This is a genomic window from Streptomyces sp. PKA51, assembly GCF_057552455.1.
Window position 1 is genome coordinate 53,097 of record NZ_BAAJPZ010000021.1, and the last position, 24,067, is coordinate 77,163.

General features: G+C 72.2%; 26 protein-coding genes. 2 read left to right on the forward strand and 24 right to left on the reverse strand.

Features of this window, described 5'->3' with window-relative positions:
* Window positions 1-532: 532 nt before the first annotated feature.
* The 5 genes from AC27L3_RS24760 to rpsB form a co-directional block, all read right to left on the reverse strand.
* Complete coding sequence (locus AC27L3_RS24760) at window positions 533-1,660, reverse strand: phosphatidate cytidylyltransferase (RefSeq protein ID WP_487236262.1); 1,128 nt, start codon at window positions 1,658-1,660, stop codon at window positions 533-535.
* Window positions 1,660-2,217: a ribosome recycling factor gene (frr, locus tag AC27L3_RS24765; protein ID WP_487236263.1), complete on the reverse strand. Its 558-nt coding sequence runs from the start codon at window positions 2,215-2,217 to the stop codon at window positions 1,660-1,662. Before frr ends, AC27L3_RS24760 begins: the two co-directional genes overlap by 1 nt.
* Before the next feature lie 167 nt (window positions 2,218-2,384).
* On the reverse strand, window positions 2,385-3,164 hold the full coding sequence (pyrH, locus tag AC27L3_RS24770; protein WP_344435940.1) for a UMP kinase: 780 nt from the start codon (window positions 3,162-3,164) through the stop codon (window positions 2,385-2,387).
* A gap of 162 nt (window positions 3,165-3,326) precedes the next feature.
* Complete coding sequence (tsf, locus tag AC27L3_RS24775; RefSeq protein ID WP_487236264.1) at window positions 3,327-4,163, reverse strand: translation elongation factor Ts; 837 nt, start codon at window positions 4,161-4,163, stop codon at window positions 3,327-3,329.
* A 182-nt stretch (window positions 4,164-4,345) separates the two neighbouring features.
* Window positions 4,346-5,203: a 30S ribosomal protein S2 gene (gene rpsB, locus AC27L3_RS24780; protein WP_487236265.1), complete on the reverse strand. Its 858-nt coding sequence runs from the start codon at window positions 5,201-5,203 to the stop codon at window positions 4,346-4,348.
* A 315-nt stretch (window positions 5,204-5,518) separates the two neighbouring features.
* Here rpsB and AC27L3_RS24785 point away from each other — a divergent pair, with 315 nt between their 5' ends.
* Window positions 5,519-6,070, forward strand: coding sequence for a murein hydrolase activator EnvC family protein (locus tag AC27L3_RS24785; protein ID WP_487236266.1), 552 nt, complete (start codon window positions 5,519-5,521; stop codon window positions 6,068-6,070).
* 295 nt (window positions 6,071-6,365) lie between these two features.
* Here AC27L3_RS24785 and AC27L3_RS24790 read toward each other — a convergent pair whose 3' ends face one another.
* The 18 genes from AC27L3_RS24790 to proS all read right to left on the reverse strand — a co-directional run bounded on the left by AC27L3_RS24790 (window position 6,366) and on the right by proS (window position 21,207).
* Window positions 6,366-6,905, reverse strand: coding sequence for a TetR/AcrR family transcriptional regulator (locus AC27L3_RS24790; RefSeq protein ID WP_344436002.1), 540 nt, complete (start codon window positions 6,903-6,905; stop codon window positions 6,366-6,368).
* A gap of 116 nt (window positions 6,906-7,021) precedes the next feature.
* Window positions 7,022-7,858 carry an RNA polymerase sigma factor WhiG gene (gene whiG, locus AC27L3_RS24795; RefSeq protein ID WP_487236267.1) on the reverse strand — a complete coding sequence of 279 codons (837 nt, stop codon included), beginning with the start codon at window positions 7,856-7,858 and terminating at the stop codon, window positions 7,022-7,024.
* A 276-nt stretch (window positions 7,859-8,134) separates the two neighbouring features.
* Complete coding sequence (gene dprA / locus AC27L3_RS24800; protein ID WP_487236268.1) at window positions 8,135-9,316, reverse strand: DNA-processing protein DprA; 1,182 nt, start codon at window positions 9,314-9,316, stop codon at window positions 8,135-8,137.
* Window positions 9,313-10,926: a YifB family Mg chelatase-like AAA ATPase gene (locus AC27L3_RS24805; RefSeq protein WP_487236269.1), complete on the reverse strand. Its 1,614-nt coding sequence runs from the start codon at window positions 10,924-10,926 to the stop codon at window positions 9,313-9,315. Before AC27L3_RS24805 ends, dprA begins: the two co-directional genes overlap by 4 nt.
* The gene (locus tag AC27L3_RS24810) at window positions 10,926-11,327 is read right to left on the reverse strand and encodes a YraN family protein (protein WP_487236270.1); all 402 of its coding nucleotides are present in this window, start codon (window positions 11,325-11,327) and stop codon (window positions 10,926-10,928) included. Before AC27L3_RS24810 ends, AC27L3_RS24805 begins: the two co-directional genes overlap by 1 nt.
* A 94-nt stretch (window positions 11,328-11,421) precedes the next feature.
* Window positions 11,422-11,730: a DUF2469 domain-containing protein gene (locus AC27L3_RS24815; RefSeq protein ID WP_126916304.1), complete on the reverse strand. Its 309-nt coding sequence runs from the start codon at window positions 11,728-11,730 to the stop codon at window positions 11,422-11,424.
* A 39-nt stretch (window positions 11,731-11,769) separates the two neighbouring features.
* Complete coding sequence (locus AC27L3_RS24820) at window positions 11,770-12,267, reverse strand: NUDIX hydrolase (protein ID WP_487236271.1); 498 nt, start codon at window positions 12,265-12,267, stop codon at window positions 11,770-11,772.
* A 97-nt stretch (window positions 12,268-12,364) separates the two neighbouring features.
* On the reverse strand, window positions 12,365-13,114 hold the full coding sequence (gene lepB, locus AC27L3_RS24825; RefSeq protein WP_487236272.1) for a signal peptidase I: 750 nt from the start codon (window positions 13,112-13,114) through the stop codon (window positions 12,365-12,367).
* 108 nt (window positions 13,115-13,222) lie between these two features.
* The gene (lepB, locus tag AC27L3_RS24830; RefSeq protein ID WP_487236289.1) at window positions 13,223-14,230 is read right to left on the reverse strand and encodes a signal peptidase I; all 1,008 of its coding nucleotides are present in this window, start codon (window positions 14,228-14,230) and stop codon (window positions 13,223-13,225) included.
* On the reverse strand, window positions 14,169-15,278 hold the full coding sequence (gene lepB, locus AC27L3_RS24835; protein ID WP_487236273.1) for a signal peptidase I: 1,110 nt from the start codon (window positions 15,276-15,278) through the stop codon (window positions 14,169-14,171). Before lepB (AC27L3_RS24835) ends, lepB (AC27L3_RS24830) begins: the two co-directional genes overlap by 62 nt.
* A complete protein-coding gene (gene lepB, locus AC27L3_RS24840; protein WP_487236274.1) occupies window positions 15,271-16,083 on the reverse strand; it encodes a signal peptidase I in 813 nt (270 codons plus the stop codon). The genes lepB (AC27L3_RS24835) and lepB (AC27L3_RS24840) overlap by 8 nt, the downstream gene beginning before the upstream one ends.
* A 45-nt stretch (window positions 16,084-16,128) precedes the next feature.
* Window positions 16,129-16,479: a 50S ribosomal protein L19 gene (gene rplS / locus AC27L3_RS24845; RefSeq protein ID WP_344435926.1), complete on the reverse strand. Its 351-nt coding sequence runs from the start codon at window positions 16,477-16,479 to the stop codon at window positions 16,129-16,131.
* Between the two features lie 130 nt (window positions 16,480-16,609).
* Window positions 16,610-17,425, reverse strand: coding sequence for a tRNA (guanosine(37)-N1)-methyltransferase TrmD (gene trmD, locus AC27L3_RS24850; RefSeq protein WP_487236275.1), 816 nt, complete (start codon window positions 17,423-17,425; stop codon window positions 16,610-16,612).
* On the reverse strand, window positions 17,425-17,985 hold the full coding sequence (gene rimM / locus AC27L3_RS24855; protein ID WP_487236276.1) for a ribosome maturation factor RimM: 561 nt from the start codon (window positions 17,983-17,985) through the stop codon (window positions 17,425-17,427). The genes trmD and rimM overlap by 1 nt, the downstream gene beginning before the upstream one ends.
* A 116-nt stretch (window positions 17,986-18,101) precedes the next feature.
* Window positions 18,102-18,341 (reverse strand): RNA-binding protein, encoded by a 240-nt coding sequence (locus AC27L3_RS24860; RefSeq protein WP_344435923.1) that lies wholly within the window; start codon window positions 18,339-18,341, stop codon window positions 18,102-18,104.
* Window positions 18,342-18,343: 2 nt separating this feature from the next.
* Entirely contained in the window at window positions 18,344-18,778 is a 435-nt protein-coding gene (gene rpsP / locus AC27L3_RS24865; RefSeq protein ID WP_344435922.1) for a 30S ribosomal protein S16, read from the reverse strand.
* Between the two features lie 157 nt (window positions 18,779-18,935).
* Window positions 18,936-19,535 carry a hypothetical protein gene (locus AC27L3_RS24870; protein ID WP_365969160.1) on the reverse strand — a complete coding sequence of 200 codons (600 nt, stop codon included), beginning with the start codon at window positions 19,533-19,535 and terminating at the stop codon, window positions 18,936-18,938.
* 256 nt (window positions 19,536-19,791) lie between these two features.
* Window positions 19,792-21,207, reverse strand: a complete 1,416-nt coding sequence (gene proS, locus AC27L3_RS24875) for a proline--tRNA ligase (RefSeq protein ID WP_487236277.1) — start codon at window positions 21,205-21,207, stop codon at window positions 19,792-19,794.
* A gap of 365 nt (window positions 21,208-21,572) precedes the next feature.
* Here proS and AC27L3_RS24880 point away from each other — a divergent pair, with 365 nt between their 5' ends.
* Window positions 21,573-22,403: a class I SAM-dependent methyltransferase gene (locus AC27L3_RS24880; protein WP_365969158.1), complete on the forward strand. Its 831-nt coding sequence runs from the start codon at window positions 21,573-21,575 to the stop codon at window positions 22,401-22,403.
* A 103-nt stretch (window positions 22,404-22,506) separates the two neighbouring features.
* Here AC27L3_RS24880 and ffh read toward each other — a convergent pair whose 3' ends face one another.
* Window positions 22,507-24,057, reverse strand: coding sequence for a signal recognition particle protein (gene ffh, locus AC27L3_RS24885; RefSeq protein WP_487236278.1), 1,551 nt, complete (start codon window positions 24,055-24,057; stop codon window positions 22,507-22,509).
* Window positions 24,058-24,067: the final 10 nt, after the last annotated feature.

The following is a 24,067-nucleotide window of genomic DNA, read 5'->3' on the forward strand; positions in this document are numbered from 1 at the left end:
CGCCTGTCGGCTGCTGTCGACAACGGGCCTCATCCGAAGCCGTGCAGCAGCCAAGTCCCTCCGGCCACCGACCGCCCAGGTGCACTGCATCGTGCCCTGGCGCCGGGACAAGTCTTCACGGCGCGGACCACGCGGCGATACCGGGCGGTCAGGCTCATCCGAAGCACCGCCGCATTCGCCCTGCCGAAGGGTGTGGATGAAGCACAACGGCGCGTCGACGACTCAAGCGAGTGCTGCTTCGCCAACAGCGCCAGTGGCATCGTCTTGCGCAAAACCTTCGACCCGAGTGGAAGCCGGCACTCGCCATCGCGGGCATCAGCCGAGCCCGGCCCGAAACCGTACCCACGCGCACGAAGGCCCCTCGTCTGCACGGAAACCGGCGGATGAGAGGCCCTTTACCGTCCTGCCGTTGGTCCCCCGGAGCAGGCCTGGCATGGTCCTACCAGTGTCGCAGACGCGGCGAGGGGGCCCGCCGTCCTGTGGACGACGGGCCCCCTCGCGGTGAAGACGCAGGTCAGGGCGGTCTTGAGGATCAGCCGGCCCCGACGAAGGCCACCATCAGCAACCAGACCACCGGTGCGGTCGGCAGGAGCGAGTCCAGCCGGTCCATGATCCCACCGTGGCCGGGGAGCAGGGCGCCCATGTCCTTGATGCCCAGGTCCCGCTTGATCATGGATTCGCCGAGGTCGCCCAGCGTGGCGCTGACGGCGACCGCCAGGCCCAGCAGCAGGCCCTGCCACCAGACGCCGTCGTCGATGAGGAACTGCATGCACAGCGCGCCCGCCACCATGGCGAAGAGCACCGCGCCGACCAGGCCCTCGCGGGTCTTGCCGGGGCTGATGCGCGGGGCGAGCTTGTGCTTGCCGAACCGCCAGCCCACCGCGTACGCCCCGGTGTCGCTGACGACGGTCAGGATCAGGAAGGTCAGCACCCGCCAGGCGCCGTCCTGCGCGGCCAGCATCAACGCCACGAAGGTGGCGAGGAAGGGCACGTAGAACGCCGCGAAGATGCCGGCGGTGACGTCCTTGAGGTAGTCGTCCGGCGTCTCCGTCATGCGCCACACCAGCACGGCGAGCGCGGTGAAGGCCATGGCCACCCACGCGCCCTCCGCGCCGCTCACGTACCCCGCGACCGTCATCGCGGCGCCGCCGATCGCCAGCGGCACCAGGGGGGCCCGGATGCCCTTGCGCTCGGCGAGGCGGGAGGTCAGCTCCCACAGCCCGACCACCACGGCGATCACGACGACGCCGAGGAAGACGGGCTTGTAGATGAACAGGGAGGCGAGGATGACGGCACCGAGGCCGACGCCCACCCCTATCGCCGCGCGCAGGTCCCGGCCGGCGCTCTTCTTCGCCTTGGGCGCCTGGGGGGCGGGCTCGTGCGGCCGGATGGCGGGCTCCCCTGTGTCACGGTGATCGCGTTCGTCGCGGAACAGGGGGCCGCCGAGGTGCGGGGCCCCCTGGTCACGGTCGGCATCGTCGTCCTGGTATCCGCCTTCTCCGGGCACAATGGGCATGGGGCGAGTCTGCGCCGCGTCGCCCATGTCGTGCACAGGACCCGCCGGGAGACCGTCCTCCCAGCGGGTGCCGGGAGGGGGTCCGGCGTCGGTGGCCCCCCAGTGGCCGGGGCGCGGCGGGGCTCCCCAGGATGCGTCGTTCATCAGACCTCGAGGAGCTCGGCTTCCTTGTGCTTGAGCAGCTCGTCCACCTGCGCGACGTACTTCGCGGTGGTGTCGTCGAGCTCCTTCTCGGCACGACGGACGTCGTCCTCGCCGGACTCCTTGTCCTTGACCAGCTTGTCGAGGGCGTCCTTGGCCTTGCGGCGGATGGAACGGATCGAGACCTTGGAGTCCTCGGCCTTGGTCTTGGCGACCTTGACGAACTCCCGGCGGCGCTCCTCCGTGAGCTCGGGGAAGTTCACCCGGATGATGTTGCCGTCGTTGCTCGGGTTGACGCCGAGGTCCGAGTCGCGGATCGCCTGCTCGATGTTGCGCAGCGCGGTCTTGTCGAACGGGGTGACGACGGCCATGCGCGGCTCCGGCACCGAGAACGACGCCAGCTGGTTGATGGGCGTCAGCGCACCGTAGTAGTCGGCCACGATCTTGTTGAACATCGCCGGGTGCGCACGCCCGGTGCGGATCGCCGCGAAGTCCTCCTTGGCGACCACGACGGCCTTCTCCATCTTCTCCTCGGCCTCGAGGAGGATCTCTTCGATCACCACTTGCTCCTGGTGTTATCAGTAAGCAGAGCCTCGCCCCTGCGCGCGTCTTCTCCTGCACGGTGTCCGACCGGCAGGCAGTTGTCCATCCCCGTGCCGAGGTCTTCCCCCGGCGCGGAGTTGCCGTCCGCCTCATTTCGGTGGCCGAGGCGGACGGCTGCGGGTCGTCAGTCCCGCGTGGCCTGGTCGCTCACGAGCGTGCCGATCTTCTCACCCTTCACCGCACGGGCGATGTTGCCCTCGGCGAGGAGCTCGAAGACCAGGATCGGCAGCTTGTTGTCCATGCACAGGCTGATGGCGGTGGCGTCGGCGACCTTCAGGCCGCGGGCGAGCACCTCGCCGTACTCGAGGGCGTCGAACTTCACGGCGTCGGGGTTCTTCTTCGGGTCGGAGTCGTAGACCCCGTCGACGCCGTTCTTGCCCATGAGGATCGCCTCGGCGTGGATCTCCAGGGCGCGCTGGGCGGCGGTGGTGTCGGTGGAGAAGTAGGGCATGCCCATGCCCGCGCCGAAGATCACGACGCGGCCCTTCTCCAGGTGCCGCACGGCGCGCAGCGGGATGAACGGCTCGGCGACCTGGCCCATGGTGATGCCGGTCTGGACCCGGGTCTCGACCCCCTCCTTGGCAAGGAAGTCCTGCAGGGCGAGGCTGTTCATCACGGTGCCGAGCATGCCCATGTAGTCGGACCGGGCCCGGTCCATGCCGCGCTGCTGCAGCTCGGCGCCGCGGAAGAAGTTGCCGCCGCCGATGACCACGGCGATCTCGTAGCCCTCGCGGACGACGGCCGCGATCTCCCGGGCGATGGCGTGCACGACATCGGGGTCGACGCCGAGCCCACCGCCGCCGGCGAAGGCCTCACCTGACAGTTTCAGCAGGAACCGACGGCGTGTGCCCTGCTCGGCGTGTGTGTCGTCGGCGGCCTGCGTGGCGTCCGCACCCTGGTTCATTGGAGTTCTCCTCGTGCACATACCAAGAAGGCCATTGCCGGATGGATCCTTGCGGTTCCCTCAGCGGCAATGGCCTCCTCGTCACATCAGCGGCCGGCCGGTGGGCGGCCGACTGCATACGACCCTATCGGGTCGCGGGTCATTCGCTGCCCTGCGGACGGCTCAGGCGCCGACGCGGATGCGGGCGAAGCGCTTGAGCGTGACGCCGGCCTCGTCCAGAACCTTCTGGACGGTCTTCTTGTTGTCCTTCGCGAAGGCCTGGTCCAGCAGGACCTGCTCCTTGAAGAAGCCGGTGACGCGGCCCTCGACGATCTTCGGCAGGGCGGCCTCGGGCTTGCCCTCCTCGCGGGCGGTCTCCTCGGCGATGCGACGCTCGTTCTCGACGACGTCGGCCGGGATCTCCTCGCGGGAGAGGAACTTCGGCGCGAAGGCGGCGATGTGCTGCGCGACGTCCTTGGCGACCTCGGCGTTGTCCTTGTCGAGCTCGACGAGGACACCCACCTGCGGGGGCAGGTCGGCGGCCGTGCGGTGCATGTAGGCGAAGACCTTGCCGTCGGCGAAGTGCGCGAAGCGGTCCACGACGATCTTCTCGCCGAGGGTGGCGTTGGCCTCGTCCACGAACGCCTGGACGGTCTTGCCGGCCTCGATCTCGGAGGCCATGAGGGCCTCGGCGTCGGCCGGAGCGGTCTTGGCGATGTGGGCGGCCAGGGCGTCGGCCACGGCGATGAACTTCTCGCCCTTGGCGACGAAGTCCGTCTCGCACTTCAGCTCGACGATGACACCGGAGGTGTTGTCGTCGGCGATGAGGGAGGCGACGGCGCCGTTCTCGGTGGTGCGGCTCTCGCGCTTGGCCACGCCCTTCAGGCCCTTGACGCGGACGATCTCGACGGCCTTCTCGAGGTTGCCCTCGGCCTCGTCGAGCGCCTTCTTGCAGTCCATCATGCCGGCGCCGGTCTGCTCACGGAGCTTCTTGACGTCAGCGGCGGTGTAGTTCGCCATCCTTCAATCCTTCTCGTGCACTGGGCCTTGCCGGGCTCCACGCGGGGCCTCGGGCAGGCCGGTCCGTCTTGAGGTCACCACACCTGCCGGCTCCCGTCCCGCTGACGGGGTCCGACAGTGGATCCGCCGGGCGTACGGCGGGGGCACTCCCACCCCCGCCGTACGCCCGGTGCGGCAGAGCCTTAGGCCTGCTCGGCGTCCGCGGCCGGCTTCTCGGCCTCGGCGGCGGTCTCGGCCTCGGCGGCGGCAGCCGGCTCGTCGGCCTTCTTCTCGCCCTCGAGCAGGTCGCGCTCCCACTCGGCCAGCGGCTCGCCGGCGGCCTTCTCGCCCTTGCCCTCACCGGCACCGCCGGAGCGGGCGATCAGGCCCTCGGCGACGGCGTCGGCGATCACGCGGGTGAGCAGGGTGACGGAACGGATCGCGTCGTCGTTGCCCGGGATCTTGTAGTCGACCTCGTCGGGGTCGCAGTTGGTGTCGAGGATGGCGACGACCGGGATGCGGAGCTTGCGCGCCTCACCGACGGCGATGTGCTCCTTCTTGGTGTCGACGACCCAGATGGCGCTCGGCACCTTCTGCATCTCGCGGATGCCGCCGAGGGTCTTCTCCAGCTTGGCCTTCTCGCGGGAGAGGACCAGGAGCTCCTTCTTGGTGAGGCCGGAGGCGGCCACGTCCTCGAAGTCGATGAGCTCGAGCTCCTTCAGGCGCTGCAGGCGCTTGTAGACGGTCGAGAAGTTGGTGAGCATGCCGCCCAGCCAGCGCTGGTTGACGTAGGGCATGCCGACACGGGTCGCCTGCTCGGCGATGGCCTCCTGGGCCTGCTTCTTCGTACCGACGAACATGATGGAGCCGCCGTGCGCGACGGTCTCCTTGACGAACTCGTAGGCGCGGTCGATGTACGACAGCGACTGGAGCAGGTCGATGATGTAGATGCCGTTGCGCTCCGTGAAGATGAAACGCTTCATCTTCGGGTTCCAACGACGGGTCTGGTGACCGAAGTGGACGCCGCTCTCCAGCAGCTCCCGCATCGTGACGACGGCCATGGCCGTGCTCCTTGAGGTATTCGGTTTCCACGACGACCGGGCGGTCGCCGCGCCTGACGCCCCGGTGCGTCCGCCGCGGTCGGCGCCCGTGCGGGGAGCCGTTCCGAGGACCGAGGGACACGGCCACCGTGCTGCCCGGAAGGGCGAGAAGCGCCGGTGGCGGGGCGTGCGAAGTCGATCCGGTGACCCGGATCGCCATGAGAAGTGTACGGGACGGCAGAAGGCGCGGGTGACGGCGTTGTCCACAACCCCCGAGTAGTCCACAGATCCTCGCCAAGATCCCCACGAGTCGGTGATCGGGGCCATGGTCATGGCATGCGACGACGACTGCTTCTTGTCCTGGTGGCGGTGCTGGTGGCCGTGCTGGTGGCGGCGCTGCCGGGGTGGGCGCCGGCGGCTGCCGCCGGGCCGCCGGGCGGTGACCGGGCCTGGCCCGTCCCGGGGGCCCACGGGGCCCGGCCCCTGGTGCTGCGGGCCTGGGAGCCGCCCCCGCTGCGGTGGGCCGCCGGCCACCGCGGAGTGGACCTGGCGGCGGCCCCGGGCACGCCGGTGCGGGCGGCCACGCCGGGGCGGGTGTCCTACGCGGGCGAGGTGGCAGGGCGGGGGGTGGTGGCGGTGGAGCTCGCACCGGGGCTGCGCACGACGTACGAGCCCGTGCGAGCGGTGGTGCGGGAGGGGGAGACAGTGCGGGCGGGGCAGGTGATCGGGACCGTGGCGCCAGGGCCGGGGTGGCATTGCGGGGCGGGGTGCGTGCACTGGGGGCTGCGGGACGGGGAGGAGTACCGCGACCCCTTGAGCCTGCTGCCCCCGTGGCTCCTACGACGCCCCCCGTCGCGACTGCTGCCGCTGGTGGTGAGCGCACCGTGACAGGCGCGGGTCTGCGCGAGCGCCCCCGGACGGCGCACAGCCAGCACCTGCCGGGCTCGCCGCGCGCCCCGTAGGGGCGTGGGGCGGTGTCGATCTGCGGCTGCCGCCGCGTGGGCGCGATCGGCCACCGACGGACCGCAGTCGACGCGCCAGCCCGAGGCCCGGGCGAAGCACGGCACCCTGCCTGCGGGCGCGCGGTGGCCTGTCGCGCCCACGCGGCGGCACCCGCAACGCGGCACCACCCCCACGGGGCGCCGTGGGGGCGGCCGCGTGTCAAAGATCCGCCGGGCGCGTCCTAGCCGCGCACGCCCCGCAGGGTCATGCCCACCGCCGCCTCCGTGATCGTCGTGGGGTCCTCCGCCGCGCCCAGCTCGATGCGGCGGACCGCCGCGTCGACGACGCCCTGCAGCAGCATCGCCGCCAGCCGCGGCTGCTCGTGGCCGAGCGCCTCCAGCGCTTCGACGACCATCGCGATCAGGCCGCCGTGCGCGGCGCGGATCTTCTCGCGGGCGCCCGCGTCGAGCTCGCCGGCGGAGATCGCCACCACGGCCCGGTGCCGGCGGTCGCCGACGAGGGCCAGCTGCCGGCGCACATACGCCTCGATCTTGTCCTCGGGGGTGGCGGCGGCGGCCATCGCGGCCTCCACCTCGGCGGCCCAGACCGGGAAGTCGACGGCGCACAGCTCCTCGACGACGGCGGCGCGCGAGCGGAAGTACTCGTAGACCGAGGACCGTGCGAGGCCCGTGCGCTCGGCGAGCGCGGGGAAGGTCAGCGCTTCCGTCCCGCCTTCGGACAGCAGGGAGCGGGCGGCGTCCAGCAGGGCGCCGCGCTGCATCGTCCGGTGCTCGGCCACTGAGGCCGCTCGAATCCTGGGCACGCTCCCACTTTACGGACAGGAGCGGGCCCGGACGACGGTGGAGGGACGATTCAGCGACGTCGGGCCCGGCGGGCTCAGCGCCCGACGTCCGCGAGCTTGGCCCGCAGCTGCAGAACGGACTTGGTGTGGATCTGACTGACCCTGCTCTCGGTGACGCCCAGCACCTGACCGATCTCGGCGAGGGTGAGGCCCTCGTAGTAGTAGAGGGTGACGACGGTCTTCTCCCGGTCGGGGAGGGTGCTGATCGCCCGGGCCAGGAGCCGGCGCAGCTCGTGGTCCTCGGCGACCTCGACCGGGTCGTCGGCCGCGGTGTCCTCCAGGGTGTCCATCAGGCTCAGCCGCTCGCCGCCCTCGCCGCCGACGTGCAGCAGCTCCTCCAGGGCCACCACGTTGGCGAGGGACAACTGACTGAAGACGCCGTGCAGTTCCTCCAGGGAGATCTCCATCTCGGCCGCCACCTCGGCCTCGGTGGGCGTGCGGCGCAGGGCCGCCTCCAAGGTGGCGTACGCGCGCTCCACGGCGCGCGCCTTCTGGCGCACCGAGCGCGGGATCCAGTCGAGCGCGCGCAGCTCGTCGATCATCGCACCGCGGATGCGGGTGATGGCGTAGGTCTCGAACTTGATGGACCGCCCCGGGTCGAACTTCTCGATGGCGTCGATCAGCCCGAAGATCCCGGAGGAGACGAAGTCGGCCTGTTCGACGTTGGGCGGCAGCCCGACGCTGACGCGGCCCGCCACGTACTTCACCAGGGGCGAGTAGTGCAGGATCAGCTGCTCCCGCAGCCGCTCGTCACCCGTGGCCTTGTACGACCGCCACAGCTCGTCGAGCGTCGTGGGTGCGGGAGGGCGTACGGCGCCGCGCGCTGCGGGCGGTACCGCCGCGCGGTCGGACCCGGAGGTGTGCTGGGGCATTCGTCGTTCTTCAGCCGTTCTGCCGTGGACGTTGATCAGGTGGTGTGACGATCGGTCGATGGGAGATCGGGCGGTACGAAGGGATGATTTCCGTGAGCGTAGCGTGACCGGGACGCTGCGGTGAGCGATGGACTCCCTTCGGTGGGTGGAGATGCGGTCCGCCGGCGGCGGCGTGCCGCGGGACGGCGGCCGGGACGCGGGGCACGGGGCCGCTCGGCGCCCGCCGTATCGGCCGGCCGGGTCGTCTTCTTAACCCTTTCACCCGATCACCCCAGGTCAAGAACCGCCTCGCCGCACAGGGGGGCGCCGTTGGAGGGGCTTGGAGCCGTCGTCTGTTGACGGCTCGTCAGCCAATTGCCAGCGATCGCCCAGCCGTTCCACGAACCCCAGCGCCCGGAGTTCGTACAGGCGGGCGAGTGCCTGCTCGGTGCCGACGCCCGCCTCCCGGGCGACGAGGGCGAGATCCGCGCCGCCGCGGGCGGGCACGGCCTCCAGCACCGCGGCGGCCGCGGGCGCCAGCAGGTCCCGGGCGAGGACGGGGCCGCGCCGGGCGGGTGCGAGCTCCCCCATGGTGCCGACCAGCTCGGCGATTTCGTCGGCATCCGTCACCAGACACGCCCCTTCGCGCAGGAGTTCGTGCACGCCGGCCGACAGTCCGGAGGTGACCGGCCCCGGCACGCCCATCGTGTGCCGCCCCAGGGCCCGCGCCCGGCGCGCGGTCACCAGCGACCCGCTGCGGTACTGCGCCTCGACGACGACCGTGCCCCGGGTCAGGGCGGCGATGACGCGGTTGCGCAGCACGAACCGGGCTCTCGTGGGGTGCCCGCCCGGTGGCAGCTCCGCCAGCACCAGGCCCTGTTCGCCGATCCGGTCGATCAGCTCGGCGTGGCCGCGCGGGTAGGGGACGTCGATGCCGGAGGCGAGCACGGCGACCGTGGCCCCGCTCGCGGCCAGCGCGCCCCGGTGCGCCGCGCCGTCCACCCCGAAGGCCGCGCCGGAGACCACCACCCAGCCGCGCTCGGCCAGCCCCGCGCCCAGCAGGGAGGCCACGTGGGAGCCGTAGTCGGTGCAGGCCCGGGCGCCGACCACCGCCACCGAGCGCAGCGCCCACAGCCGCACGTCCGGGCTGCCGCGCACCCACAGCCCGACGGGCCGGGCGTCCGCCAGGTCGTCCAGCTGGCTGGGCCACTGCAGGTCGCCGGGGATCAGGAAGCGCCCGCCGAGCCGTGCCGCGGTCTCCAGGTCGCGCGGCGGGTCCAGGGCGGCGGCCCGGGCCGCGCACGCCGCGAGGCGGTCCGCCCGGGCGCCGGGCGGCGGTGGCCCGGCCCCGGTCAGGGCCTGCACCAGCTCTTGCGCGCCCAGCTTCCGCAGCCACCGGCCCACCTGCTCGTCGCCGGGCTCGGTCAGGCGGGTCAGGGCGGCCCGGGCCAGCCGCTCGGATGCGTCCGGGCCGCTCATTCCCAGCCGCCCGCCCGCACCGCGCCGCGCCGGACGCCCGTGCGCAGCTCCAGTGCCTGGATCACGTCGTCGGCGTCCGGCCGGTCGTGCCCGGCGAGGTCGGCCACCGTCCAGGCGACCCGCAGCACCCGGTCGAGCCCGCGCGCGGTGAGCAGCCCGCGCTCCATGTCCCGCTCGGCCTCGGCCAGCGCCCCGGGCACGACGCTCCAGCGGGTGCGCAGCTCGTGCCCGGGCACCTGGCTGTTGGTGTGCCAGGGGGTGCCGGCCAGCCGGGTGGCGGCGCGCTCGCGGGCGGCCCGCACCCGCTCGGCGACGTCGGCGGTCGACTCGGGCCGGGCCCCGGGCCCGGTCAGCTCCGAGCGGGTCACGGGCTCGACGGTCACCCTGAGGTCCACGCGGTCCATCAGCGGCCCGGAGAGCCGGCCCAGGTAGCGCCGGACCGCGCTCGGCGGGCAGTCGCAGCCGTCGCCCGTCATCCCGTGCCGGCCGCAGGGGCAGGGGTTGGCCGCGAGCACCAGCAGGAAGGACGCCGGCAGCCGCATGACCCCGCCCGAGCGGGCCACGACCACGTGCCCGGACTCCAGGGGCTGGCGGAGGGTGTCCAGGACACGGCTGGAGAATTCGGGCGCTTCGTCCAAAAAGAGAACCCCGTGGTGCGCCAGGGAGACCGCTCCCGGCCGGGGAAGGCCGGAGCCTCCGCCGACGAGCGAGGGCATGGACGCCGAGTGGTGCGGTGCGCAGTACGGCGCGCGGGTGATCAGCGGCTGCCCGGCGGGCAGGGCGCCCGCCACCGAGTGCACTGCGGTGACCTCCAGCGACTCGTGCGGCGTGAGCGGCGGCAGCAGGCCCGGCAGTCGCTCGGCCAGCATCGTCTTGCCGGCCCCGGGCGGGCCCAGGAACAGCAGGTGGTGCCGGCCCGCGGCGGCGACCTCCAGCGCCCGGCGCGCCCGGGCCTGCCCGGCGACCTCCGCGAGGTCGGGCAGGCCCGCCCCGTCCGGCGCGACCGCGGGGACGCCGGCGCCCGGCAGGACGAGCCCGGCGGACAGCGGGTCCGGCCGGCCCTCCGTCGCCGGCTCCTCGTCCTCCTCGGGCACCGGCGCGTCCGTCAGCACCGCGATCAGCTGGCGCAGGCTGCGCACGCCGAGCACCGAGATCCCGGGCACGAGCGCGGCCTCCGCCGCCGTCCGCTCGGGCACCACGACCTGGCGGTACCCGGCGTCGGCGGCCGCCAGGACGGCGGGCAGGACGCCGCGCACGGGGCGCACGCGGCCGTCCAGGCCCAGCTCGCCGATCATCACCAGGTCGGCGATGGACCGGGGGTCGATGCGCTCGGCCGCCCCCAGGACCGCGCAGGCGACGGCCAGGTCGAAGCCGCTGCCGCCCTTGGGCACCGAGGCAGGGCTCAGGCCCACCGTGAGCTTCTTCTGCGGCCACTCGGCCCCCGAGTTGGCCACGGCGGCCCGCACCCGGTCGCGGCTCTCCGTCAGGCTCTTGTCGGGCAGGCCCACCAGGGTGAAGGCGGCGACGCCCGGCTCCAGGTCGGCCTGGACCTCGACCACCACGCCCTCGACCCCCGCCAGGGCCACCGAACACGTGCGTGCGAAGGCCATCAGGCCACCCCCCGGACGTGCTCGACCAGGGGCGCGCCGCGGTCGGGCACGACGACGCCCACCAGGTCGATGCGCACACCGCCCGCCGGTGACCCGCCGTGCCGGTGGAGCCAGTGGGCGGCCAGGGTGCGCAGCCGCTCGGCCTTGGCGGGGGTGACCGCCGCCATCGGATGTTCGTAGGGGCCCGCGCGGCGGGCCTTGACCTCGCAGATGACCAGGGCGTCGCCGTCGGCGGCGACGATGTCGAGCTCGCCGAACCGGCACCGCCAGTTGCGGGCGAGGACGCGCATGCCCGCCTCGGCGAGCCTGCGGGTCGCCAGCTCCTCGCCGTACCGCCCGAGCGCCCTGCGCGCCCCCGCGGACGTGCGCTCGCCCTCTTTTCCAGCCTGGTTCCGGGACATCGGCACCACCTCCGGCACCGACTGTGCCGCCCCGGCCCGCAACTGTTGGATCTTGGTGGATAACCCCGCGCTTGGGGAAAACCCGGTGACCCGATCAGGTGCCCGGAAGGTCCAGGTCCGTCTTGTTGAGCTCCTCGATGTTCACGTCCTTGAACGTGAGCACCCGCACCTGCTTCACAAAGCGCGCCGGCCGGTACATGTCCCAGACCCACGCATCCGCCATCGACACCTCGAAGAAGACCTCCCCCTGCACGGAGTGGACCTGCATCTCGTAGTCGTTCGTCAGGTAGAAGCGCCGCTCGGTCTCGATCACGTATTTGAACAGACCGACGACGTCGCGGTACTCCCGGTAGAGCTTCAGCTCCATCTCGGTTTCGTACTTCTCGAGGTCCTCGGCGCTCATGGCATGTTCCCCTTCAGCCGTGCGTCCCCCCATTGTGCGTCAGGCGTGCTCCGTCTCCAGCAGCACCGGCGCACTCGGGGGTCCCTCGTCGAGCAGCGTGCGCAGCAGCTCGGCGAGCCTGGTCGGGTACACCGTCTCACGGGTGTCCAGCAGTTCCCCGCAGCTCCACCAGCGCAGCCCGCTCAGGCTGCGCCGCTCCAGCTCCGTCCCGCCGCCCGTCCAGGCGGGCTCCTGGCGGGTGCGGGCCAGGTAGTAGCGCTCGTCCTGGTCCCAGCGGCGGCCGGCGAAGGGGAAGGAGCACCTGCGCAGCCACAGCAGCGGCCCGAGCTCGACCTCGGTGATCCCGGTCTCCTCGGCCAGCTCCCGGCGCGCGGCGCTCTCCCAGTCCTCGTCGTCCTCCAGCCCGCCGCCGGGGGTGAACCACCAGGTCAGGGTGGGGTCGTCCGGCTCGTAGCCGTGCAGCAGCAGGATCCGGTCGGCCGGGTCGAGCAGGATGATGCGCGCGGCCCTGCGCAACGGGCCGGGCTCACTGCCCACCCCACGGCCGTGCTCACCGCCCCACCCACGGCCGTGCTCGCTGTCGGGCTCACAGTCGCGCTCACAGCCGTGCTCACTGGCAGGCTCACAGCCAGCCTCATCCATGGGACGACACCGCCGTCCTGCCGGGGCGGCTGCGGGAACGCCGCCGGGCCAGCGGCCCGTACGCGGCTCCGCCGAAGATGAGCGCGGCGCCCGCACAGGCGGCGGTGACGATCAGCGGCAGCGGCCCGGACCGGGAGGTGCCGCCGGGCAGGGCGGTGAAGGCGTCCGGGCGTTCGATCATGCCCCAGCCGGAGACGGGCCAGGCGGTGGCGTCCACGCGGGCCCGTACGCTCTCGCGCGGCACCGAGCCCTGCCCGGTGCCGGCCATATGGCTGCGGGAGTCGACGGAGTCGCTGCGGTGGTCGCCGAGGAGGAAGAGGTGCCCGGGCGGGACGGTGGCGGAGAAGGGCGCCGGGGAGGCCGGGCCCGCCCCCTGCAGATACGGTTCTTCGACCGGTTGGCCGTTGATCGTCAGCCGGCCCTGCGGGTCGCAGCAGGCGACCTTGTCGCCGTCGACGCCGACGACGCGCTTGACCATGGGCACCGAGCCCCAGACCTTGTCCTCGAAGACCACGATGTCCCCGCGCCGCACCGCGTCACCGGTGATCCGCTCGGCCAGCACCCGGTCGCCGCGCCCGATGGTGGGCGCCATGGAGTCGGTGGGCACGGTGTAGGGCCGGTAGAGCCAGGCGGCCCAGGCGAACCCGCCGAGGAAGAGCACGCAGCCGACGGCCACGGCCAGCCCGGACAGCATCCTGCCCGTGCGGCCCGGGCCGTGCTCGTCGCGTTCCGCTGTGCTCATGCCGCCCCCGCCCGGGTCGATGATCGGTGCGCGGAGAGCGCCCGGGAACGGCGCGGCCGGTCCCTGCTTGCTCCGCGACCGCACCCTACCCGGGGGTACCGCCCCCGGTCAGCCCCTCGGCGTCGCGGCGGGCGCGGCCTCGCGCAGCGCCGCGGCGTCCCGGCGCAGGATCCGGCGGCGGCGCCACAGCACCAGCGGCACCGCGCCCGCGAGCCCGAGGGCCGCCGGGGCCGAGGCGGCCGCGGCGCTGAGCCCGGGCTGGTCGAAGGTGTCCGGCACCGGCAGCGTGGACCAGCGGTTGACCGGCCAGGCGACGACGATGGCGCGCCCGACGACCTGGTCCTCGGAGACCGTGCCCTGGAAGCGGTCCAGCTCCTGGTGGTAGCGGGAGTCGAGGGAGTCCTGGCGGTGGTCGCCCATGACCCAGATCCGGCCCTGCGGCACCTTGATCGGGCCGAAGGGCTTGTCGCCGCAGGGGGTGTTGCCGGGGAAGATGTACGGCTCGTTCAGCGCCTTGCCGTTGACCGTGACGGGCTCGTTGTTGCCCTTGCACTCGACGGTGTCGCCGCCGACCGCGATGACCCGCTTGATCAGGTCCTTCTCCTCCGCGGAGGGCATCAGGCCGATGAAGCTGAGCACCTTCTGCAGGCCGCCGGCCACCGGGCCGTTGTCGGCGGTGGGGGTCTCACCCAGCCAGCCGCCCGGATCGTGGAAGACGACGACCTCGCCGCGCTCGGGTTTGGAGCCGAACCACGGCGTGAGCTTGTCCACCAGCACCCGGTCGCCGCGCTGCAAGGTGTTCTGCATCGACTCGGACGGGATGGAGAACGCCTGCACCAGGAACGTCTTGATCAGCAGCGCGAGCACCAGGGCGATGCCGATCAGGATCGGCAGCTCCTTCCAGAACGAGCGCTGCTTCTGCCGCTCGCCGCGCCCGCCGTCGTCACGGCCGCCGTCGTCGGTGCCCGCCGGCTCACGGCCGTCGTCGTTCCGGCCGCCGGCCGGGGAGGAACCGGCCTCCTGCGGCGCCTCGCCGCCGGCCGCCCCCGCGGGCTCATCCGTCTGACCGGTGTGCTTTTCGGGTTCGCCGTGTCCGGACCGTGCGCCGACCGCCAAATCCCCCACATCCACTCCTCACTCCACGCTGCCGCCTGTCGTACACACGACGCAGGCCCACCACTCCCATAACGAGCGGGAGTTCCGCAGGGGTCGGGAGCCGGATCATTCCTTCTTGATCCATGGGGGACACACTATGCGGCCCGACGCCCGATTGCGTCCCCGCGGCCCGCGCCGCCGGTGGCGCGTTGCGCACGGCGGCGAAGGGGCCCGGTTCGGCCAGGCCGCGCCAGTGTCCGAAGGGCCAGGCGATCACCACCGCGCGTCCCACCACCAGGTTCTCGCCCACGGTGCCGTGCTGCGGCTCGTCGAGGTGGTAGCGCGAGTCGGCGGAGTCCGAGCGGTGGTCGCCCATGACGAAGAGCCGTCCGGGCGGGACGGTCACCTCGAAGGCGATCTGCGAGGGAGGGTTGCCGGGGTGGAGGTAGGGCTCGACGAGCGGTGTTCCGTTGACCGTGATTTTGCCGTCGGTGTTGCAGCACTTGACCGTGTCGCCACCGACTCCGATCACTCTCTTGATCAGGTCCTGTTCGTCGGCCGACGGCAGCAGGCCGACCCAGCTGAGCACCTGCTTGGCCTGCTTCACGCCCACCGGGTCGTCGCCCCCGTAGCGCTGCTCGCCCTCCAGCCAGCCGCCGGGGTCCTTGAAGACCACCACGTCCCCGCGCTGCGGCCGGGTGCCGAACCACGGGGTGAGCTTGTCGACCAGCACCCGGTCCCCGATGCGGATGGTCTGCTCCATCGACCCGGAGGGGATCACGAACGCCTGCACGAGGAAGGTCTTCAGCGCGAGCGCGATGAGCACCGCGACGCCTATCAGGACGGGCACTTCCTTGTACACCGACCGGCGCCGGCGCCGCCGCTTCACCCGCCGGGCCGCCTTGCGCCGCGCGGCCCGGCCCCCGGTGGCGGGTGGCTCCGTCGCGGCGGCCTGCGCGGCCCTGCGCCGGGCCGCGCGGCCTTCCGTCGCGGGCGGCGGGGCCCCCGGCTCCGTACGGGCGCGTGGGGCCCGGCCCTCGCGTACCGGGGTGCGCCCCCGGCTACCCATGGGCGCCCCTCGGAGCGGCCGGTACGCCGTCGAAGGCGCCGGTCTCCCGCACCGAGCCCACGCGGCTCAGCGGCCAGCCGATCCAGTCGGCGCGCCCGACGACCCGGTCGAGGGGGACGGTGCCACCGCCCGGTTCGCCGAGGTGGTCACGGGAGTCCCGGGAGTCGCTGCGATGGTCACCCATGACCCATAGCTTGCCCTCCGGCACCACGATGTCGAACGGCACCCGCGAGGGGACGTTGCCGGGGAAGAGGTAGTCCGCCTCCAGCAGCGGCCGGCCGTTGACCTCCAGCCGGCCCTGCCGGTCGCAGCAGCGCACCCGGTCCCCGCCGGTGCCCACGACGCGCTTGATGTAGTCGGTCCCGGGGGCGGGCCGCATGAGCCCGAGGGCGGAGCCGCCCTTGCGGATGAGCGCCATGACGGCGTTCTCGGTGGGCGGGTCCTGGACGAAGGACTCGGTGCCGTCGAAGACGATCACGTCGCCGCGCTGCGGCCGGGCGCCGAAGCGGTAGGCGAGCTTGTTGACCAGCACCCGGTCCCCGACCCGCAGGGTGTTCTCCATCGAGCGGCTGGGGATCGTGAAGGGCTGCACCACATAGCCGCTGACCAGCAGCAGCGTGACCATGCACACGGTCAGCAGCACCCCGGCCCGGCGCAGCGGGCCGCCGTCCGCCAGCCACTGCCGGGCCCGCGCGAGGTGGCGGCGGGGAAAACGCGCGGAGCGCGACCGCTGCTCCCCCGCCCGGTCGGGGCGGGGGGAGCGGTCGCGCTCCGGAAGCGGTGCGAGCTGTGCGTCGGTGTCCATCGGTCCGAGAGCCTATCCGGCCGCCCGGGGACACCGGCGGGAAGCTCAGTTGTCGCGCTTCTCCTTGATCTTCGCGGCCTTGCCGCGCAGCTCACGGAGGTAGTACAGCTTGGCGCGGCGGACGTCACCACGGGTGACGAGCTCGATCTTCTCGAAGATCGGGCTGTGCACCGGGAAGGTGCGCTCGACGCCGACGGAGAAGGAGACCTTGCGGACCGTGAAGGTCTCGCTGACGCCCGAACCCTGGCGGCGGATGACGACACCCTTGAACTGCTGGATACGGGAGCGGTTGCCCTCGATGACGCGGACGTGGACGTTCACGGTGTCGCCGGGGCGGAACGCCGGGACGTCGGTGCGCAGCGAAGCGGCGTCGACGGCCGAGAGACGGTTGGACATGAATGTCTGCTTCCTCGCCGATGCCACAGGTCATCAGCGGTACTCGTACGGGAGGTGAAGGGGTGCCCCACCGTCGGGCGGACGTCGTTCCCCCTGTGGCAGGGGCGTGCGCCGGACGCAAGGCAACGGCTCATTCTTCCACGGGGGGTGCCACTGGCCCAAATCGACCGTCCTCGCCGGGGCCCCAGCCGAGGATCGAGAGCATTTCGCGGTCCTTCTTGTCGAAGGCGGCCGGGTCGGCGCGCTCGATCAGGTCGGGCCGGTTCTGCGTGGTGCGGCGGAAGGCCTCGTCGCGGCGCCAGCGGGCGATCTTGCCGTGGTGGCCGCTGAGGAGGACGTCCGGGATGCCCCGGCCGCGCCACTCCGGCGGCTTGGTGTAGACGGGTCCTTCGAGCAGGTCGGCCATGGCGCCGGGGGCGAAGGAGTCGTCGCGGTGGGACTCGGCGTTGCCGAGGACGCCGGGCAGCAGCCGGGCGATGGCCTCGACCATGACCAGGACGGGGGCCTCGCCGCCGGCCAGGACGTAGTCGCCGATGGACACCTCGCGCACGTCGAGGCGCTCGGCGTACTCCTCGATGACGCGGCGGTCGATGCCCTCGTAGCGGGCGGGGGTGAAGACCAGCCAGGGCTTCTCGGAGAGTTCGACGGCCAGCTCCTGGGTGAAGGGCTTGCCGCTGGGCGTGGGCACGACCAGGACCGGCCGCTGCCCCTCCTGGCCCGAGGCGATGATCTCGTCGAGCGCCTCGCCCCAGGGCTCGGGCTTCATGACCATGCCGGGGCCGCCGCCGTAGGGGGTGTCGTCGACGGTGTTGTGCTTGTCGTGCGTCCAGGCGCGCAGGTCGTGGATGCGCACGTCCAGCTGACCGCGGGCCCGGGCCTTGCCGACGAGGGAGACGTTCAGCGGTTCGAGGTACTCGGGGAAGATCGTGACGACGTCGAGGCGCATCAGGCGTCACCCTCCGGGCCCTCGGTGCGCGCACCGGCGACCTCGGCCTGCCCGGCGTCCAGCAGCCCGCGCGGCGGGTCGACGACGGCGCGCTGGTTCTCGAGGTCGATCTCCGTGACGATCTCGGACACGAAGGGGATCATCACCTCGCTGCCGTCCTCGCGCTCGACGATGAACAGGTCCTGCGAGGGCAGGTGGGAGATCTCCGAGATGCGGCCGACGGCCGTGCCGTCGACGGTGACCACGTCGAGGTCGACCAGCTGGTGGTCGTAGTACTCCTCGGGGTCCTCGGGCGTCTCGTCGGGGTCGACCTCGGCGATCAGCAGGGTGTTGCGCAGCGCCTCGGCGGCGTTGCGGTCGGCCACGCCCGCGAAGCGCAGCAACAGCCGCCCGCTGTGCACACGGCCCGACTCCACGGTCAGCGGCCCCACGCCCGCGGGATCGGTCATCAGCACCGCGCCGGGGCCGAGCCGCAGCTCGGGCTCGTCCGTGCGTACCTCCACGGTGACCTCGCCCTTGATGCCGTGGGCCCGGCCGATCCTGCCGACTACCAGCTGCACGCTCTTCGGTCCCCTTCTGGTCCGGTTCCTCAATTGTCGCTTCTGTGAGGGGTGCACACGACAGAGGCCGGGGGCGGTCTCCCACCCCCGGCCTCATGCCGGTGCGCTATCGCTGCTCAGCGGACGTTGTCCACGTCGACCAGGTCGACGCGGATGCCACGGCCGCCGAGGGCGCCGACGACAGTACGCAGAGCACGTGCGGTGCGGCCGTTGCGGCCGATCACCTTGCCGAGGTCGTCGGGGTGGACCCGGACCTCCAGCACCTGCCCGCGACGCAGGTTGCGCGAGGCGACCTGCACGTCGTCGGGGTTGTCGACGATGCCCTTCACGAGGTGCTCAAGGGCCTCCTCGAGCATCCTCAGGCCTCGGTCGACTCAGCGGACTCGGCGGCGTCGGCCTCGTCCTTCTTCTCCGACTTCTTGGCCTTCGGGGTGATGGCCTCGCCCTTCACCTCGCCGGCGGCGTTCACGGCGGCCTCGAAGAGACCGCTGGTGTCGGCCTTGGGCTCGGCGACCAGCATCGGGGCCGGGGCCGGCAGACCCTTGAACTTCTGCCAGTCGCCGGTGACCTTCAGGATGGCCAGGACCGGCTCGGTCGGCTGCGCGCCGACACCCAGCCAGTACTGCACGCGCTCGCTGTTGACCTCGATGCGCGAGGGGTTCTGCACCGGGTGGTACAGGCCGATCTCCTCGATGGCCCGGCCGTCACGGCGGGTACGGGAGTCGGCGACGACGATGCGGTAGTGAGGCGAACGGATCTTGCCCAGACGCTTCAGCTTGATCTTGACTGCCACGGAAGTGGTGTCTCCTGGTCTTGACGTGGTGGGCACAACGAGATGCCACGTGGGGTTGCGGTACTCGGGTGCCCGATGGACGCGTCAGCCGGAGGAGAGAGGGGTCCTGTGCGACTGTCGAGTACAGCGACCTATTGTGCCACACGGTGTGTCGAACTCAGCGACCGGAGCCGACGGGGACGGCTTCGGGGATCCGGAAGGGCTGACCGCAGCCGCCGCACATGATCGGCGCCTGGGCCAGCACGGACGGCACGACCCGGACATTGCGCCCGCACTCGCACACCGCCTTGACCCGCACGCCCCCGCCGGACGAGCCGTGCCGCGCCGCCGGGCCCCGGAAGGTGCGCGAGGTGTCGGCGGCCGTCGCGACGGTGTGGGCCTTGAGCGCGCGCTGCAGTCTCTCCATGGTCGGCCGGTAGCGCTTGCGCGCCTCCGCGTTCAGCACGACCAGGGAGAAGCCACTGCTGGGATGCGGCTCCTCGCTGTGGTCGAGCCCCAGCTCCTCGGCGATCGCCAGGAACCGCCGGTTGTGGTAGCGGCCGGCACGGGAGGTGTCGCGGACACCGCGGGCGGCCGCGATGCCGTGGACCGCCTCGTGCAGCAGCCTCTCGAAGGAGAGCTCGGCGCCACAGGCGGACGACGACTCCCCGATCAACGATTCGGGCGCGGCTAGATCCGGCAGCTCGGGGTGGTACCGCTGAATGTCGGCCCACGCCTGCGCCAGCTCTGCGGCGAGAACAGGTGGTGTCGTGCTCACGTCGTGACAACGAGCAGGCACAGCCCGGTGTTCCGATACCGGGCCATCTCAAATATTTTGCACGTACCAGTCAGTTTCCCGACTGATGCGTCCTGACGAGGGCGGGTGCGCAGAACTGCGGAGAAGGGGGATGACCCGCTCACCCGTTCGCAAGGTGGGACGTACTGACTCCGGGGTAAGCACCCCGGCGTACGCACGCCGGCAAGCGCGAACCCCCGGGTGCGCGCCGTGGGGCGCGCACCCGGGGGCGTCCGGCTCAGTAGGCGCGGGCCACGATCGCGATCGCACCCGGCGCGTCGTCGGAGTCCGGCACGGAGCCGTCCTCCGCGACCAGGCAGCGCACGGTCACGGCCTGCTCGGCGAGCTTGGCCTCGCCCTCGGTGCCCAGCACCGACCAGGGGATGCGGGCCCAGCCGCCGGCGGCGGCGGCCTCGGCGGTCTCCTCGATGGTCTTCACGTCGGTCGTCCGCGACTCGCGGCGCTCGCGCGACTGGCGCAGCAGCAGCTCCTGGTCCTCCTCCAGGACCTTCGGCAGCAGCGCGGCCAGCTCCTCGATGCGCACCGGCTCCTTGCCGCCGGGGATCCGGCGGGCCAGCATCGCGGTGCCGTTCTCCAGGTCGCGCGGGCCGATCTCGATGCGCACCGGGACGCCCTTGAGCTCCCAGTCCACGGCGCGGCGGCCGAAGGGGGTGTCGGTGCGGTCGTCGACCTGCACGCGCACGCCGGCCGCCTTGAGGACGTCGCCGATCTCGCGGACCTTGGCCAGCACGGCCTCGTCGCCCTTGATCGCCAGAACCACGGCCTGCACCGGCGCCAGGCGCGGCGGCACCCGCAGGCCGTTGTCGTCGCCGTGCGACATGATCAGACCGCCGACCATGCGGGTCGACACGCCCCAGGAGGTCTGCCAGACCAGTTCCTGGTGGCCGTCCTTCGACAGGTACGAGGTGTTGAACGCCTTCGCGAAATTCTGGCCGAGCTCGTGGCTGGTGCCCAGCTGCAGCGCCTTGCCGTCGCCCATCATGCCCTCGAGGGTGAGGGTGTTGATGGCGCCGGCGAACCGCTCCTTGGGCGTCTTGCGGCCGAGCACCACGTCGATGCCCAGGACGTTCACCATGAAGTCGTAGTAGACGTCGCGGTGAATACGCGCCGCGTAGTCGCGGGCGTCCTCGTAGGTGGCGTGCGCGGTGTGGCCCTCCTGCCAGAGGAATTCGCTCGTACGCAGGAAGACGCGCGGACGCATCTCCCAACGGACGACATTGGCCCACTGGTTGATCAGCAGGGGCAGGTCGCGGTAGCTCTGCACCCACTTCGAGAAGTACTCGTTGATGATCGTCTCGGAGGTCGGCCGCACCACGACCGGCTCCTCCAGCTCCTTGCCGCCGCCGTGCGTGACGACCGCCAGCTCGGGGGCGAAGCCCTCGACGTGCTCCGCCTCCTTCGTCAGGTACGACTGCGGGATGAAGAGCGGGAAGTACGCGTTGGAGGCGCCCGCGTCCTTGATCCGGGCGTCCATCTCCTGCTGCATGCGCTCCCAGAGCCCGTACCCGTACGGTCGGATGACCATGGTGCCGCGCACCGGGCCGTTGTCGGCCAGCTCGGCCTTGTTGATCAAGTCCTGGTACCAGCGCGGGAAGTCTTCCGCCTGGGGGGTGAGAATGGGAGCCTTTGCCATGCTGCGAATGGTACGGGGCGCCCGCGGCCGAGTGTGAATCCGTCCGCCCGCAACCCCGCCTTCCCGGCCGGTCGGCCCGGCGCGGTTTGCACCCGGGTGCCTGATCCGCGCACGTCGCGGGTACTTCCATTTCAGGCGATGACACCCGGCACATGCCATCGGGGCGCACGGGGGAACCTTCTCGCACAACCCCCTGGACTAGTGACGTCGAGCGCAGTTCCCTTGCATCGGGGGGTTTCTGCACGGAGCACGAACGGCGGCACGTCACGGGGGCGGGAGCGCGCCGCGTCGCACGGGCGACGCGGAACGCCGAACAGCGGCACAACGGACCAGGACACGTCACCCGGCGGATTGGGGCCCTTTCGATGACACCAACGCTCGTGCGGCGGCACCGGCCGTCCCCGACCTCGCCCGAAGCCCGGGCCCGCGACTGGGCGGAAATCCAGGAACGCATGCTGGTGCCGCTCTACGAAGCGGTCTACGACCGCCTGGAAGCGGGCCCCGGCACCCGGCTGCTCAGCCTCGGCTGCGGTTCCGGCCTCGCGCTGCTGATGGCCGCCGCCCGGGGCGCCAGCGTCAGCGGCGTCGACCAGGACGGCCGCCGGCTCGCGCTCGCCCGCGAACGGCTGCTGCCCGACGGCGCCCCCGAGACCGGACGGCGCCTCGGGCTCGGCGGGCCCGAGGCCGTCCACGACCCCACGGGCCCGGCGTTCAACCTGATCACCGCCTTCGACCCGCTGTACTGCGCGGGCGGCGGCACCCGCGGCCTGGCCCAGACCCTCGCGCGCGCCACCGCGCTGGCGACACCGGGCACGCCCGTCGTCCTGGCCGGCTGGGGGCCGCAGGAGCGCTGCGCCGCCTCGGGCGCCCTGCGCGTCGCCGCGCGCCTGGCCGACCCCATGTGCGCCCCCGCCCGCTGGCGGCCAAGCGGCCGCGACGACCTGGAGGACCTCGCCCGCACCGCGGGGCTGACCCCCGACGGTTCCGGCCGCGTCTCCTGCCCGTACGGCTACGCGGACCTGCCCAGCGCCGTGCGCGGGATGCTCTCCACCGGCGCCTTCGACGCGGCGATCCGGGCGACCGACGAGGACCAGGTCACCAAGGAGCTCGTGGAGGCCCTCCACCCGTACCAGCGGCGCGACGGGACGGTGTGGATGCCCAACGTCTTCCGCTACCTGATCGCACGGGTGCGCTGAGGACCGGCGGCCCCCGCCACGCGAACGGCCCCCGGCGAAGGATCGCCGGGGGCCGCGCGAGAGCCTGCCGCGGTGGGCCGGGCCACTCGGCCGCGTCAGCCGCTCAGCCCATGAACTTCTTGAACTCGTCGGGCAGTTCGAAGGCCTGACCGTCCTGGCCGGACGGCAGCCCCAGCGGGTTGCCGGCCTGCGCCTGCTCGCGGCGGGCGGCGGCCGCCTCCGCCTCGGCCTTGCGCTTCATCGGGTTGCCCGACTGCCGCTTGCCCTTGCCCTGCTTGAGCTGCTTCTTCTTGCGCGCCCCGGCGCCCGCGCCGGGCATGCCCGGCAGCCCCGGCATGCCGGGCATGCCGCCCTGAGCCATGCGGGACATCATCTTGCGGGCCTCGAAGAAGCGCTCGACCAGGTTCTTCACGGTGCTGACGTCCACGCCCGAGCCCTTGGCGATACGGGCCCGGCGGGAGCCGTTGATGATCGTCGGGTCCTGGCGCTCGGCCGGGGTCATCGACTTGATGATCGCGGCGGTGCGGTCGACCTCGCGCTCGTCGAGGTTGTTGATCTGGTCCTTGAACTGACCCATGCCCGGCAGCATGCCCAGCAGCTTGGAGATGGAGCCCATCTTGCGGACCTGCTCCATCTGGGCCAGGAAGTCGTCGAGCGTGAACTCCTTGGGGCCCTTCGCCAGCTTGGCCGCCATCTTCTCGGCCTCGGCCTGGCTGAAGGTCTGCTCGGCCTTCTCGATCAGGCTGAGCACGTCGCCCATGCCGAGAATGCGGGACGCCATGCGGTCCGGGTGGAACGCGTCGAAGTCGTCCAGCTTCTCGCCGTTGGAGGCGAACATGACCTGCTTGCCGGTCACGTGCGCGACCGACAGCGCGGCACCGCCGCGGGCGTCGCCGTCGAGCTTGGAGAGCACCACGCCGTCGAAGCCGACACCGTCGCGGAAGGCCTCGGCGGTGTTGACCGCGTCCTGGCCGACCATGGCGTCGACGACGAAGAGGATCTCCTGCGGCTGCACCGCGTCGCGGATGTCCGCGGCCTGCTGCATCATCTCCGCGTCGATGCCGAGACGGCCGGCGGTGTCGACGATGACGACGTCGTGCTGCTTGGTGCGCGCGTAGTCGATCGAGTCCTTGGCCACCTGCACCGGGTCGCCCACGCCGTTGCCCGGCTGCGGCGCGTACACGCCGACACCGGCGCGCTCGGCCACCACCGAGAGCTGGTTGACGGCGTTGGGACGCTGCAGGTCGCAGGCGACCAGCAGGGGCGCGTGCCCCTGGGCCTTGAGCCAGCGGCCGAGCTTTCCGGCGAGCGTCGTCTTACCGGCACCCTGCAGACCCGCGAGCATGATCACGGTCGGGGGCTGCTTGGCGAAGCGCAGGCGGCGGGTCTCGCCACCGAGGATGCCGATGAGCTCCTCGTTAACGATCTTGACGAACTGCTGGGCGGGATTGAGCGCCTTGGAGACCTCGGCACCGAGGGCCCGCTCCTTGACCTGCTTGATGAAGGCCCGGACGACCGGCAGCGCGACGTCGGCCTCGAGCAGGGCGATGCGGATCTCGCGCGCGGTGGCGTCGATGTCCGCCTCGGTCAGGCGGCCTTTGCCCCGCAGATTCTTGAAGGTCGCTGCAAGGCGATCGGAGAGGGTGTCGAACACGGCGCTCGTG